We start from the raw sequence: 14,150 nt of genomic DNA on the forward strand, positions 1-14,150 counted from the left end.
GGCGCTATTCGCTAACGCCACCTTCAGTTAATTTTTTCGGGTCCAGCAACTGCTCCAGCCGGTCACGACCTAAGTCGGTCATCTCATCAGCAACATCGATAATGGCTCTGCCATCTTTATAAGCTACTTTGGCAATTTCAGCGGCCTTATTGTAGCCAATGACCGGATTAAGAGCCGTTACCAGAATAGGGTTTTTCGCTAAAGCTTGTTGCAGTCGCTCTTCATTAACCTCGAAGTCGGCAATAGCTTTGCTTGCCAGAGCTTCACAACTGTTACTGAGTATATTAATGGACTGTAGTAAGTTGTAGCCAATAACCGGCAGCATAACGTTTAGCTGGAAGTTGCCTTGCTGGGCAGCTGTCGTAATTGTGGTGTGGTTACCATTAACCTGAGCGGCAACCATAGCTACAGCTTCCGGAATGACCGGGTTCACTTTTCCCGGCATAATACTGCTTCCGGGTTGTAATGCGGTTAACTGAATTTCGCCTAAGCCCGCCAGTGGTCCACTGTTCATCCAGCGTAAGTCGTTACTGACTTTGAGTAAGGTTGTCGCCAGCGTATTTAGTTGTGCCGATAGTTGTAAATTGATTTCCTGTCCGGCAATACCCGTAAAAGGGTTCGCTGAGTGTTTAAAGTCACTGCCGCTAAGCTCAGTCAAATGTTCGGCAAACTCAGCTGCAAATTCTTTAGGGGCATTTATTCCGGTACCTATTGCTGTACCGCCCTGAGGAAGAACGCGGCTGCGCTGCAATAACTGTGGAAGCTGTTCAGCGGTAATGTCCAACTGACCCGCCCAGGCTTCAAGTTCTTGCGCCATGGTCATTGGCATGGCATCCATTAAATGGGTTCTGCCGGTTTTTACCACATTGCGTAGCTCAATGGCTTTCTTGCGAATGGTGTCAATAAGACCTTTTAAAGCCGGTTCTAACTGTTTTTCTACAGCCAGCACACTCGCTACCTGAATGGCGGTAGGTATAACATCGTTGCTTGACTGGCTTTGGTTCACATGGTCATTGGGGTGAATTTCAACACCGTTTTTTTTAGCTAAATTGGCAATAACCTCGTTCACATTCATATTGGAACTGGTGCCTGAACCGGTTTGAAATACATCGATAGGGAAGTGCTCTAAGTGTTGACCGTTAATGATTTCTTTAGCCGCTTTAATAATGGCGTCAGCCTGTTCCTTTTCTAACTGACCGATTTTAGCGTTTGCTCCGGCCGCACTCGCTTTAACCATTGCGATGGCTTGTATCAGCTGAGAGGGTAACGTTAACCCGCTGATGGAAAAGTTATCAACGGCGCGTTGAGTTTGTGCGGCATAAAGTGCTTTTTGGGGGACTTTGACCTCGCCCATACTGTCTTTCTCTGTGCGATAATCCTGACTCATGAATATCCCTCCTGTCATAAGCTTAAAAGTAAAAGCTTCGTATCGAAATTAGTATGTCGACACTGAGTATTTCAAATACCAATAATGAACCATAGTGGATCATTAATACGTACTCCAATCATAGCGCAGTTTCGTTTTTTCGGTTACGGTTGACTAATGTGCGCCCAATGGTGATTTTGTGGAGGATCCTGTGTGAAGCGATTTTTTGTTGGTGTTTTTTTCATGGTGTCTGCGGTTCAAAACGTGGTTGCAGATACCGTAAGGGTTGAGGTTGTGGCCGCAGATGGTCAGCCGTTGGTAAATGCTGCACTATTAATTGAGAGGGAAAAGCCGTCTGTCAAAGTGCCTGGGCAGTCGGCGGTAGTTGATCAGGTGGACAAGCAGTTTACGCCCACGGTTAGCGCAGTAGAGCCTGGCACTGACGTTGTTTTTCCTAACAGTGATAACATTCGACACCATGTTTACTCTTTCTCTGCGGCTAAGAATTTTGAGTTAAAACTTTATTCCGATAAAGAAAAGCCAAGTGTTAATTTTGATAAAGCTGGCATAGTGACTCTCGGGTGCAATATTCACGACCAGATGGTTGCCTATGTGTTGGTAAGTGACGAATATGATGTTGCTGTAACGAATGAACAAGGTATTGCGGAGCTTAATCTGGAAGAAAGAGAACCGCCCGCTGAAATCAAGGTTTGGCATTATTGGATGGGGGACGAATTGTCTAAAGCACAGAGCGTGCAATTAACCTCAGATTCAGGGAAGCTAACCGCGCAGGTGCAAGTATCACCGCCGGTGCAGAAAGATAAAGAGCCGTCGCGGCTGGAACAGCGCTTTAATCGTAGAGGGAATTGATGATAACACGGTTCAGAACCCGTTTAGTTCTCATCCTTGCAGGGCTTGTAGCTGGCGCTTTGTTGGTTGCGTTAGCTGCAGTTTGGGTCGCTACAGAGAATCAGTTAGGCCGCTCCATTGAACGTGAGCTTAGTGTTAGTGAAAGAGTCTTCCGGGAGCTTCTGGATAGCCGTAGCGCTCAGTTGTTGCAAGCGGCAGAAGTTCTTACCGACGATTTTGGGTTTAAACGCGCGGTGGCTTCAAAAGATCGGGAAACCATAGTGTCAGCTTTGGTCAATTACGGTGAGCGTATTGAAGCTGAGTTGATGGTGCTGCAAACTCCCGAGGGCGAAGAAATAGCATCATCTCATGCTTTTGATAAGCTACGTATTAGCCATAGTGGGGCAGGCTCGAACAGTGAACTGGCGGTTGTCGAAGGAGAACTGTTTCAACTGGTTACAGTACCGGTTAATGCTCCAAATCTTATTGCCTGGGCAACCTTAGGTTTTGAAGTGGATTCGGGGTTAGCAGAAGAGTTAAAAAACCTGGCTAATGCCGATATCACCCTGTGGCTCGAGAACTCGGGAAAAGTCATTGCTTCCAGTCTGGAGGCCCGACAAGTGTCCTCGTTTGCAAAAGCCCTGAACAAAGACGGTCATACTCTTGATAACTGGTTGTTAAGCCAGGAACTGGCGGGGCGTGAAGTGGTGCTTGATGCCGGTTCCGGTGACGCCGTTCATCTGGCATTGACAACGTCACTTGAAACGGCGGCCGCCGAGTTCACACGGCTGCATTGGCAAATTGCTTTAATTGCAATTGTCGCTCTGGTTATAGCTATGCTTTTAGCGGCGATTATAGCCCGAGGGGTTTCCCGTCCGTTACAGCAGTTATCGGGAGCGGCTAGGAAATTACAGCAAGGCGACTACAGCGAATCCGAGTTGTCGCTGAACGACGATGAGTTCGGAGAGCTGGCGAATACCTTTGGCAGCATGCGCAAGGCTATTTCCGAACGTGAAAAAAGAATTTCTTATCAGGCATCTCATGACCATTTAACCGATTTACCGAATCGTTCGTTTTTCCGTGAGCAGTTACAGTACCGTTTAGATGGCAATACCAGCTCCGGATGCCTGTTATTGTTGAATATTCATCAGTTCAGAGTTCTCAACGACAGTGTGGGGCAGGAAATCGGTGATGACATCCTGCGTCAGTTATCTGCGCGGCTGAAGTGGTGTTGTGGCAACGCTGAATTATTGGCTCGCATCGGTGGCGACGAATTTGCTGTTTTATACGCTTCTGATAAGTCCGAATTCGATCTCGACAACAAAATTAAAGAACTTCACTCTTTTCTTGATACGCCTTTTAAAGTCGGCGACAGTGATTATCGGCTGGCCTTTAATATCGGTGTTGTTTATTTTCCTGGGCATGGCAACGAGGTCGATTTACTTATTCGTCGCGCGCAAGTCAGTGTTCAGCAGTCCAAACTCCAGAAGAGCTTTTATGTTGAATATAAAAGTGGGTTGGACGAACAATACATGCGGCGCCTGCAAATTATCGAGTCCCTTAAAGACGCAGTAGCGGATAAGGAGCTACATCTTGTACTGCAACCTAAAATTAATTGCCAGACGGGTTCAGTGGTGGGGGCTGAGGTATTGTTGAGATGGCAAAGTGATAAGCTCGGATTTGTCGGACCGGATGAATTTATTCCGTTAGCAGAGCAATCCGGAGCCATTACAGAGTTGACCAACTGGGTGTGCAGAGAGTCGGCCAAACTGCTTCAGAGCTGGCATGAGCAGGGGCGAAGTTTAAAATTGAGCATCAATTTGTCAACCGTCGACTTATTGAGCGACGCCTTACCCTTGCTGTTTGAACAACTCATTATTGATTTTTCTGAGTTGCCAAAATTACTGGTACTGGAAATTACAGAAAGTGCGGTAATGAAAGACCCGGAAAAAGCCATTGCCCGGCTGGAAACATTGAAGCGTCTTGGGTTTTCAATATCAATTGATGACTACGGTACCGGGCACTCCTCATTGGCACAATTGCGCCGTTTACCAGTAGAGGAATTGAAAGTAGACCGGGCCTTTGTGCAGCATTTGAGCGAGGAGTCTAAGGACAAATCTATTGTTCGTTCAACCATACACTTAGCTCACGAGTTAGGTCTTCGTGTCGTTGCAGAAGGTGTGGAAAATGAGGATAGCTGGAGAGTGTTGCAGTCGATGCATTGCGATGAGTTGCAAGGCTATTTCTTTAGCAAACCCTTACCAATTTCAGGCTTTATAGATTACTTAAATAACCATATGAAACCAATGGATGATAACGAATGATGAACAAGTGTTTATATGGCGGCGGTTTTTTGCTGACCTGTGCTCTAGCTTTAACCCCGCCTGCAGCAGCGGATCAGGGAGCCCGATTACTAGCGACCGGTGGTACCAGTAGTCTTGAAGGCTCTGGCGGCGGAGGCATAGTGCCCTGGGCTACGTTAAGCAGTTATGCCGGTGAAGGCCAATTTGGCGCGACGGTTAACTTAAGTGAAGTTTCAGTTGATGATTTCCGCTTAAGTGTTCAGGGCGCCAGTTTGAGCTGGAACAACCGTATTGAGCTTTCGTATGCTGAACAAACCTTTGATCTCTCCACTATTGGCGGCGAATTGAGCCAAAGCATTGTTGGTGCAAAAGTACGTTTGGCAGGGGACTTAATTTATGGTGACCTACCGCAAATAAGCCTGGGTTTACAACATAAGAAGAACAACGACTATGACTTGCCAGCGGCGATAGGCTCTCAGGATGACAGTGGCACCGACTGGTATGTCAGTGCGGCAAAAGCCTGGCTAGACGGGCCTTTCCACCGTACCTGGGTTGCTAATCTGACTTTGCGTTCAAGTAAAGCTAACCAATTGGGCTTACTGGGCTTTGGCGGCGATAAAGAAGATGGCCGTGAGTGGCTGGCTGAAGCTTCCGTAGCTGCGTTTATTAATCGTTATTGGGCTGTAGGCGTTGAGTATCGACAGAAACCGGACAACTTAAGTTTTGCTCAAGAGCAGGACTGGAAAGATCTTTTTGTTGCTTATTTCCCGAATAAACATGTATCGGTTGTTGGTGCCTACACCGATCTGGGCTCCATTGCCGGCCTGGATGATCAAACGGGTTGGTATTTATCGGTTCAGGCGGCCTTTTAAGGAGAGACTATGAAAACTGTTTTGTTATTGGTGGCCTTGTTGTTTTCGCCGCTTAGCTTTGCTCAGAGTCTGTATCAGCAACTGGGTGAGCAGCAGGGCATAGAGACTATCGTCGAAGAAATGCTCTACCGGGTGGGTGGTGATGAGCGTATTGCGCATCATTTTGATGGTGTTGATATTATGCGTGTGCACAAACTCATCAGTGAACAAGTGTGTGACTTAAGTGGTGGTCCTTGTGATTACAGTGGCGAGGATATGAAAACTTCCCATCGTAATATGGGAGTCGACAATGCGGATTTTAACGCTTTAGTCGAACACTTGATTGCTGCAATGGAAAAAGAGGATGTGCCGGTTTCAGCGCAGAATCAGTTATTGGGCGTGCTGGCGCCAATGCATGGCGATATTGTTGAAGAGTAATGAGGGAAAAAGTGGCTCGCTGAGAGCGAGCCACTAATCGGTATTTAAACGTTAAAGCGGAAGTGAATGACATCGCCGTCTTTCACAATGTACTCTTTCCCTTCCAGACGCCATTTCCCGGCATCTTTTGCGCCTTGTTCACCGTTGTTAGCTATATAGTCGTCATAACCAACAATCTCGGCACGAATAAAGCCTTTTTCAAAGTCAGTATGAATGCGTCCGGCTGCCTGCGGTGCAGTTGAACCCACTTTAACTGTCCAGGCGCGAACTTCTTTTACGCCAGCAGTGAAGTAAGTGTGCAGGTTTAGTAGTTCATAGCCGCCACGAATAACGCGGTTAAGCCCCGGTTCGTCCTGACCCAGCTCGCTTAAAAACTCTTCTTTATCGGCTTCGTCCAGCTCGGCAATTTCTGATTCAATAGCGGCACATACCGGAACGACTACCGCATTCTCGGTTGCGGCAATTTCACGAACTTTGTCAAGATGTGGGTTATTTTCAAAGCCGTCTTCGTTGACATTAGCAATGTACATAGTCGGCTTTAAAGTTAGCAAGTTGTATGAACGAATAGTGGCACGCTCATCTTTGCTTAGCTCAACAGAACGAGCCATTTGGCCTTCGTCCAGTGCCGGTTTCAGCTTTTCCAGCACGGCGATTTCGGCTTTAGCTTGTGAATCCCCACCTTTCGCTTTTTTACTTAAACGGTACAGAGACTTATCAACCGAGTCTAAATCGGCTAAAGCCAGCTCGGTGTTAATAGTGTCAATGTCATCGGCAGGGTCGATACCACCGCTGACATGCACTATGTTGTCGTCTTCAAAACAGCGAACAACATGGCCAATAGCGTCAGTTTCACGAATGTTTGCTAAAAACTGGTTACCTAAGCCTTCGCCTTTTGAAGCACCTTTAACTAACCCAGCGATATCCACAAACTCCATGGTTGTTGGAATGACTCGTTCGGGGTTAACAATAGCGGCTAGCTTATCAAGGCGAGGGTCAGGAACAGGCACAACACCAGTGTTTGGTTCGATGGTACAAAATGGAAAGTTTGCAGCTTCAATGCCTGCTTTGGTCAGTGCGTTGAAGAGAGTGGATTTACCTACGTTAGGTAAACCAACGATACCACATCGAAATCCCATGAGAGTTTAGCCTTTCTGTTCAGGGCGGTAGCTATGCAGGCGCTGCAACGCAGTTCCCCAGCCTTCCGCCATTAATGTGTCGATACTGCGGCTGGCTTCATCGATACAATCATCAATAAGCCGCTGTTCATTTGCTGAAGCTTTGCCTAAGACAAAGCCAGTTACCTTCGTTTTATCGCCCGGGTGGCCAATACCAATGCGTAACCGCATAAAGTCCTGGCTGCCTGTCTGGGCAATAATGTCTTTAATTCCGTTATGCCCGCCGGCACCTCCACCTTTCTTAAACTTAGCAACGCCGGGTGGTAAATCGAGCTCATCGTAAGCCACTAAAATTTCGTTAGCCGGTATTTTATAAAAGTTAGCCAGAGCCGCAACAGAGAAGCCACTACGGTTCATAAAATTTTGTGGTAATACAATGCGCAGGTCATGAGCGCCTTGTTGCCAGCGTCCAATCAGAGCTTTGCTTTTTGCATCAGGGGAGAGCGTAATCGCGTGGCGTCTGCAAAAGTCATCGACTAACCAGAAACCAGCGTTGTGGCGAGTTCGTTCATACTCGGGGCCCGGATTTCCCAGGCCCACAAGCAGTTTTACTTCAGTTCCCATAACAGGAGACTGACTTATTCTTCGTCAGCGTCTTTGCTGTTTTCAGCAGGAACGTCGCCAGGTGCTACTGTATCTTCTTCGGTCTCTTCTTTCTCGACGCGAGGAGCAGTAATAGACACAACCGCCTGGTCGTGGTCTTCACCTTTAGTCAGTTCAACTAACTCAACGCCTTTAGGCAGTTTTAAGTCAGTCAGGTGAATGGTGTCACCTACGCTGAGTTCAGCAATATCAACTTCCAGGTATTCTGGTAAGTCTTTCGGTAGTACAGTAATTTCCACGTCGTTTACGTGGTGAACAACAACACCGCCTTCTTCTTTAACGCCCTTCGCAGTTGTTTCATTTAAGAAGTGCAGAGGTAAGTTAGTGTGAAGTTTGTGGCCTTTTTCTACACGCTGGAAATCCAGGTGAGTCAATTTAGGCTTGTACGGGTGACGCTGCATGTCTTTTAGGATTGCCTGATGTTTCTTACCATCAAATTCCAGCGTCACAATGTGTGAATAGAAGGCTTCGTAGTCGGCCATGTTATTCACTTTGTTGTGGTCTAACGCTAATGCGATTGGCTCGCCCTGACCACCGTATAAAATCGCTGGTACTTTGTCCTCATGACGCAGGCGGCGGCTCGCACCTTTCCCTTTGTCCGTGCGGACGGTAGCTTGGATGTTAAAATCTAATTCAGCCATGATTTGGCCTCTCAATGTTTAAAGTTTTTATTTGTCAGCACTCGCGACCAAGAGCTGACCCAGAAACTTAGAAACCGACAACGAGGCCGGTTTCTAAGGGCGCGCAATACTAGCACTGGGCGGGAGTAATTACAACAATCAGTAATCGAACATTGCCGAAATAGATTCTTCATTACTGACGCGGCGCAGTGCTTCCGAAAGCATACCGGACAAGGTTAACTGAGTAACTTTACCCGTTGCTTTCATCGCATCGCTCAGCGGAACACTGTCGGTAACGATAAATTCGTCAATTTCAGAGTCTTTAATGTTCTGCACTGCATTGCCGGAAAATACCGGGTGGGTAGCGTAAGCAAACACACGCTTTGCACCGTGAGACTTCAGTGCTTCGGCGGCTTTGCAAAGCGTTCCGCCAGTATCAATCATGTCATCGACAATAATGCAGTCACGGCCTTTAACATCACCAATTATGTGCATAACCTGCGATACGTTGGCTGACGGACGGCGCTTGTCAATGATGGCTAAATCGGTGTCGTCCATAAGCTTGGCAAAAGCACGGGCACGTACAACACCACCAATATCAGGAGAGACCACAACCGGATGGTCGAAGTTTTGCTGACGCATGTGTTCTAACAATACCGGAGTACCAAAAACGTTATCGACAGGTACGTCAAAAAAGCCCTGAATTTGTTCTGCGTGTAAGTCGACAGTTAGTACGCGGTCAACACCAACACTGGATAAGAAATCGGCAACAACTTTAGCCGTAATAGGAACACGAGCTGAACGAACGCGGCGATCCTGACGAGCGTAACCAAAATAAGGCATCACTGCGGTAATACGACCAGCTGACGCACGACGTAATGCATCCACCATAACAATGAGTTCCATTAAGTTATCATTGGTTGGGGCACACGTAGATTGAAGAATAAAGACGTCAGAACCGCGGACGTTTTCATTGATGGCGACGCTAATTTCGCCGTCACTAAAGCGACCAACGGAAGCTTCACCAAGTTTGATATAAAGGCGATCGGCGATTTTCTGGGCTAGCTCAGGAGTGGCGTTGCCGGCGAAAAGTTTCATGTCAGGCACAACATACCTCGACTTTTATTGGGTTAATGTCTGGATAAGTGGTGAACGGTTCTGGCCTTGAGCGATAAATGAGCAAAGTTCTTTGGGAACCTGCTGTTGCGCTTCCTTTGCGGCTTGTCTTGTTTCGAATGTTGAAAAAAGACATGCTCCACTGCCAGTGAGCCGAGTCGGGGCGTATTCTAGCAAGGCACGGCGTAACATAGCAACTTCGGTGTGTAGATCGCAGACCACTGGTTCAAACACATTCGCGACTTTTTGCTGTTGCCAGTTGTCCGCGGTAACCGGCGAGCAGTTGCGTTCTAGCTTAGGGTGAGAGAACAACGTAGCCGTACTGATAGAAACATTGGGTTTAACCACTAAATACCACGGAGTAGGCGGTGTTATATTAGTGAACACATCGCCGATACCTTCAGCAAAACAAGCATGTCCATGAATAAACACAGGCACATCGGCACCGAGTTTGCGACCTATTGCCTGTAATTCAGTGCTATTTAAATGGCTACCCCAAAGCTGATTCAGCCCCTCCAGTGCGGTTGCCGCATTAGATGAACCACCACCTAGCCCGGCACCCTGAGGAAGTCTCTTAATTAATTCAATCGAGCAGCCAGGAAGTTGCGTAATGCCTTTTTCTTCGTATGCTTTTTTTAGCGCTGTTAACGCCTTCCAGACTAAATTCTCGTCGCGGGGAATGTGGCTATCGTGGTCAATTAAATCAAACTTGTCGTCGGCGGCGGTATAGAATTTCAGAGTGTCGGCGTAGTCCAGAAACTGAAAAACAGTCTGTAAATTGTGGTACCCGTCGGAGCGGCGCCCGATAATATGCAAAAATAGGTTGAGTTTCGCCGGAGCTGGGAGCGTTAAGGTGTTTACTGCCATTCGTTCACTTGTACCTTTATCAGTAGATCCGGACTTTCCAGATGGATTTGTTCCGGCAAGGTTACTGTTTGTACTTTGTCCTGATCATAGAACCAGCTGAGCTGCCAGTTTTGACCCCGGTGAAATATCATCGATTGAGCTAAGGTACCATCTTGATGATAACTCACAGACTTTAGTGAGTTTGTTTTTCTGCCCAGAACCCAGTGGTGTAACTGCTCAAAGGGAACGGCTGCACCCAGTAGACGGTATAATAAAGCGTCTGCTGAAGGAGCCCAGCGTTCCTGATCATCGGCGTCAGTTAACAAGGCGCCGCTGTCATCGACGGTCAGCTTAGCCAGTTGGCCTTTTAGCGGGTGAGAAAAACGAATAACCTGTTGGTGAGGCTGGTAGTGCCAGTTAATGTAAAAACTGTCCCTTTCCTTATTTTGCTTTTGAATAACCGCCATGCGGCCACTTAACGACCACTGTTGCAACTGCTCCAGCTTTTGTTGATGAGCGTCAATAATACGTTGATTAACTTCGGTACTGCTTGCTTGCTCTGATGGCGTCGGCAGCGCGCACCCGGTTAACGATGTTATGACAACCAGGTAAACCCAGAATAGTCGGCGTTGAATCATATTTTTCAATTGCTGCAATCGGAATGTAATTAGTTGACCAGAAAGCGCTGTCACTTTCAATGACTAAGGCTTTCACGTACAATCGGGCAACTTAGATTTTGGCCGCGTTGGGATAACGAGTTTCACAGTCAGATGACCATTTCAGCTCTCGGAATTAATCATAAAACCGCATCAGTCGATTTGCGCGAGCAAGTTGCGTTCAGTGCTGAACAGCTTGATGCTGCGCTGCAGGCCGTGCGTAATCTTCAAGGTGTTGAAGAAGCCGTTATCGTCTCTACCTGTAACCGAACCGAGCTATATTGCCGGGGTGAAGTGTCTGATGACTTGCTTCTGGGCTGGTTAACCGGTTTTCACAAATTGGCACCAAATGCGCTGGAAAATCATCATTATCACTTTCAGGGCGAGCAGGCCATTACTCATCTTATGTCGGTTGCCAGTGGTTTAGACTCACTGGTGCTTGGCGAGCCACAAATTCTGGGGCAGGTGAAGCAAGCGTATCAGGCCGCAAAACGTCAGGCCTCGGTGGGCGGTATCCTTGAACGCTTATTTCAGCAAACCTTTCGTGTAGCAAAAACTGTCAGAAATGAAACCGCGGTTGGTCAAAACGCGGTTTCGGTCGCATATGCTGCTGTTTCTATGGCGCGTCATATTTTCGCTAACTTACAGAAGTCAAAGGTGCTGTTGATTGGAGCCGGTGATACTTCCGAGCTGGTTGCTCAGCATTTAAAACAACAAGGCGTCACCGAAATTTTGGTGGCAAACCGGACTCTGCAACGAGCTAGCGAAATGGCTGAGCGTGTCGGGGCAACGGCTCACAGCTTGTCTGAGTTATCAGAGTTATTACCGCAGGCCGATATTGTCGTCAGTTCAACCGCTAGTACTTTGCCTATTGTGGGCAAAGGCAGCATTGAAAAAGCACTGAAAAAGCGTCGCCACAGACCCATGCTGTTAATTGACCTGGCTGTGCCGCGGGACATTGAAGAGCAGGTTAATGAACTCGATGACGCTTACCTTTATACAGTTGACGATCTTCAAAGTATTATTAGCGAAAATATTCGTAACCGTGAGCAGGCAGCTCGTGAAGCTCAGGTTATTATTCAGCAGCAAACGAAAGAGTTTAATGACTGGCTGAAATCCCTGAATAGTGTAGAGCTGGTGCGGGAGTACCGTACGCACACAAAAACACTAGCTGACGAGCAGTTAAAAAAAGCATTAGCGCAAATAGAGCAGGGCAAAGACCCGGCCGAAGTGCTGCAACGATTCAGTCACAGGCTGGTGCAGCAGTTAACGCATAAACCGACAAGCTTATTGAAATCTGCCGGCGAAAATAATGACCAATATACGCTGGCCGTTTTGCAACAACTTTGGTCAGAGCCATCCTCTGACTCATCAAAAGGCAAATAAAAACATGTTGAATCCATCCATTGAACGCAAACTAGAAGGGTTAGTTGAGCGTTATCAGGAAGTGCAGGCTTTATTGGGTGAGCCCGATGTGATCAGTGATCAAAACCGTTTTCGCTCATTATCGCGTGAGTACTCTCAATTAGAAGAGGTGGTTGGTTGCTTTGAAGAGTACCGCCAGAATCAGGATGATCAGGCAGCTGCAAAAGATATGGCTGAAGATGATGACGCTGAAATGCGCGAAATGGCGGAAGAAGAGCTAAAAGAGGCAAGAAAAGCCGAAGACGAGCTGGAAAACCGCCTACAACTTCTGTTGCTGCCTAAAGACCCGAACGATGATCGTTCATGCTATTTGGAAATTCGGGCCGGAGCTGGCGGTGATGAAGCGTCGATATTCGCCGGCGATTTATTCCGTATGTATAGCCGCTACGCTGAAAAAAATGGCTGGAAGGTCAATATCGTCAGTGCCAGTGATGGCGAACACGGCGGTTATAAAGAAATTATTGCGCACATGAGTGGTGATGGTGTTTACGGACGCATGAAGTTTGAGTCTGGTGGGCATCGGGTGCAACGTGTTCCTGAAACTGAATCGCAAGGGCGTATTCATACTTCAGCTTGTACTGTTGCCGTGTTACCGGAAATTCCAGAAGCCGAGGCCGTTGAAATTAACCCGGCGGACTTACGTGTCGATACTTACCGCGCCTCGGGTGCTGGTGGTCAGCACGTTAACCGAACCGATTCTGCTATTCGTCTTACCCATATACCAACCGGTGTGGTGGTTGAGTGTCAGGAAGAGCGCTCGCAACATAAAAACCGGGCTAAAGCTATGTCGGTTTTACAGGCAAGAATACAACGTCTGGAAGATGAAAAACGTCAGGCAGAAGAAGACAGTACCCGTCGTAACCTGGTAGGAAGTGGTGATCGTTCGGAGCGTATTCGCACTTATAATTACCCGCAAAGCCGGGTAACAGACCACCGCATTAACCTGACGCTGTATCGGTTAGATGAAGTACTAACCGGCGATATTGATTTGATACTGGATGCCATTATTACTGAGCATCAGGCGGATCAACTGGCGGCTCTGTCTGAAGGACAGCAATGACGCTGGAGCAAGCCATAAAGTGGGGGCGGCAGCAGTTAAAGCAGAGTGAAGATGCTGCTGCGGATGTTTCTGCCTTACTTTGCTTTGTGCTGGATAAAGAAAAAACTTACCTTATGACCTGGCCGGAAAAGCAGCTGACAGAAGAGCAGCAATGCCATTATGAGGAATGTATTTTAGCTCGGCAGAAAGGCAAGCCCGTGGCTCATATCACTGGTCGCCGCGAGTTTTGGTCATTGATGCTTGAAGTAAACGACAGCACGTTAATTCCCCGTCCCGATACTGAAACGCTGGTTGAAGCGGCGCTTAGTCTTGAACTTCCCGAGCATGCGCGCGTACTGGATTTAGGCACGGGTACGGGTGCGGTTGCGCTGGCTTTGAAGTCTGAACGTCCCGGCTGGCAAGTTTGGGCGTGTGATAAAAGTAGCGACGCGGTGGAACTGGCACGCCGGAATAGTCAGGCTTTAGGTTTAAATGTTGAAATTTTGTGCAGTAACTGGTTTCAATCTGTGCCAAAGTCTCTTAAGTTTGACTTGATTCTATCGAACCCTCCCTACATTGATGCAGGCGATCCGCACTTGAGTATGGGAGATGTCAGATTTGAGCCTCAGACGGCGTTAATTGCGGAAAATAACGGTTTAGCCGATATAGAGACTATTATAAAAGAAGCCAATAATCATTTAGCAAACCAGGGGTGGTTGCTACTTGAACAGGGATGGCGCCAGGCTGATAGCGTGGTGGAGTTACTGTTTAAAAATGGTTACAAAAAGGTTAACCGCTGGCAGGATTATGCTAGGGTAGAACGAGTTACCGGCGGAACAAAAGCCAGGGCGGGGAGAGACTAA

14 protein-coding genes are annotated in these 14,150 nt (G+C 47.6%); 7 read left to right on the plus strand and 7 right to left on the minus strand.

Annotated elements, in window-relative coordinates; genetic code table 11:
* Nucleotides 1-4: 4 nt before the first annotated feature.
* Nucleotides 5-1,387 (minus strand): class II fumarate hydratase, encoded by a 1,383-nt coding sequence (locus tag DET62_RS01485; RefSeq protein WP_110012599.1) that lies wholly within the window; start codon nucleotides 1,385-1,387, stop codon nucleotides 5-7.
* 192 nt (nucleotides 1,388-1,579) lie between these two features.
* On the opposite strand from DET62_RS01485, the gene DET62_RS01490 reads away from it, so the two are divergent.
* Genes DET62_RS01490 through DET62_RS01505 form a run of 4 tightly spaced genes read left to right on the plus strand, consistent with a single transcriptional unit; the run spans nucleotide 1,580 to nucleotide 5,807 of the window.
* Nucleotides 1,580-2,236, plus strand: coding sequence for a methylamine utilization protein (locus DET62_RS01490; protein WP_243734819.1), 657 nt, complete (start codon nucleotides 1,580-1,582; stop codon nucleotides 2,234-2,236).
* Nucleotides 2,236-4,539: an EAL domain-containing protein gene (locus DET62_RS01495; protein WP_110012598.1), complete on the plus strand. Its 2,304-nt coding sequence runs from the start codon at nucleotides 2,236-2,238 to the stop codon at nucleotides 4,537-4,539. Before DET62_RS01490 ends, DET62_RS01495 begins: the two co-directional genes overlap by 1 nt.
* Complete coding sequence (locus DET62_RS01500) at nucleotides 4,536-5,390, plus strand: DUF3034 family protein (protein WP_110012597.1); 855 nt, start codon at nucleotides 4,536-4,538, stop codon at nucleotides 5,388-5,390. Before DET62_RS01495 ends, DET62_RS01500 begins: the two co-directional genes overlap by 4 nt.
* Before the next feature lie 9 nt (nucleotides 5,391-5,399).
* Nucleotides 5,400-5,807, plus strand: coding sequence for a group 1 truncated hemoglobin (locus DET62_RS01505; protein ID WP_110012596.1), 408 nt, complete (start codon nucleotides 5,400-5,402; stop codon nucleotides 5,805-5,807).
* A 44-nt stretch (nucleotides 5,808-5,851) separates the two neighbouring features.
* On the opposite strand, the gene ychF is transcribed toward DET62_RS01505, so the two are convergent.
* The 6 genes from ychF to lolB all read right to left on the minus strand — a co-directional run bounded on the left by ychF (nucleotide 5,852) and on the right by lolB (nucleotide 10,805).
* Nucleotides 5,852-6,943 (minus strand): redox-regulated ATPase YchF, encoded by a 1,092-nt coding sequence (ychF, locus tag DET62_RS01510; RefSeq protein ID WP_011234183.1) that lies wholly within the window; start codon nucleotides 6,941-6,943, stop codon nucleotides 5,852-5,854.
* Nucleotides 6,944-6,949: 6 nt separating this feature from the next.
* The gene (pth, locus tag DET62_RS01515; protein ID WP_034820237.1) at nucleotides 6,950-7,546 is read right to left on the minus strand and encodes an aminoacyl-tRNA hydrolase; all 597 of its coding nucleotides are present in this window, start codon (nucleotides 7,544-7,546) and stop codon (nucleotides 6,950-6,952) included.
* Nucleotides 7,547-7,560: 14 nt separating this feature from the next.
* The gene (locus DET62_RS01520) at nucleotides 7,561-8,226 is read right to left on the minus strand and encodes a 50S ribosomal protein L25/general stress protein Ctc (RefSeq protein WP_011234181.1); all 666 of its coding nucleotides are present in this window, start codon (nucleotides 8,224-8,226) and stop codon (nucleotides 7,561-7,563) included.
* 138 nt (nucleotides 8,227-8,364) lie between these two features.
* Nucleotides 8,365-9,312, minus strand: a complete 948-nt coding sequence (locus tag DET62_RS01525; protein ID WP_016341307.1) for a ribose-phosphate pyrophosphokinase — start codon at nucleotides 9,310-9,312, stop codon at nucleotides 8,365-8,367.
* A gap of 15 nt (nucleotides 9,313-9,327) precedes the next feature.
* A complete protein-coding gene (ispE, locus tag DET62_RS01530; RefSeq protein ID WP_110012595.1) occupies nucleotides 9,328-10,188 on the minus strand; it encodes a 4-(cytidine 5'-diphospho)-2-C-methyl-D-erythritol kinase in 861 nt (286 codons plus the stop codon).
* Nucleotides 10,179-10,805: a lipoprotein insertase outer membrane protein LolB gene (gene lolB, locus DET62_RS01535; RefSeq protein WP_110012594.1), complete on the minus strand. Its 627-nt coding sequence runs from the start codon at nucleotides 10,803-10,805 to the stop codon at nucleotides 10,179-10,181. Before lolB ends, ispE begins: the two co-directional genes overlap by 10 nt.
* Before the next feature lie 132 nt (nucleotides 10,806-10,937).
* Here lolB and hemA point away from each other — a divergent pair, with 132 nt between their 5' ends.
* Genes hemA through prmC form a run of 3 tightly spaced genes read left to right on the plus strand, consistent with a single transcriptional unit; the run spans nucleotide 10,938 to nucleotide 14,150 of the window.
* Nucleotides 10,938-12,209 (plus strand): glutamyl-tRNA reductase, encoded by a 1,272-nt coding sequence (gene hemA, locus DET62_RS01540; protein ID WP_110012593.1) that lies wholly within the window; start codon nucleotides 10,938-10,940, stop codon nucleotides 12,207-12,209.
* Nucleotides 12,210-12,216: 7 nt separating this feature from the next.
* Nucleotides 12,217-13,308, plus strand: coding sequence for a peptide chain release factor 1 (gene prfA, locus DET62_RS01545; RefSeq protein ID WP_110012795.1), 1,092 nt, complete (start codon nucleotides 12,217-12,219; stop codon nucleotides 13,306-13,308).
* Complete coding sequence (gene prmC, locus DET62_RS01550; RefSeq protein WP_110012592.1) at nucleotides 13,305-14,150, plus strand: peptide chain release factor N(5)-glutamine methyltransferase; 846 nt, start codon at nucleotides 13,305-13,307, stop codon at nucleotides 14,148-14,150. Before prfA ends, prmC begins: the two co-directional genes overlap by 4 nt.

Source organism: Idiomarina sp. H2, from assembly GCF_004364275.1.
GTDB lineage: Bacteria > Pseudomonadota > Gammaproteobacteria > Enterobacterales > Alteromonadaceae > Idiomarina > Idiomarina loihiensis.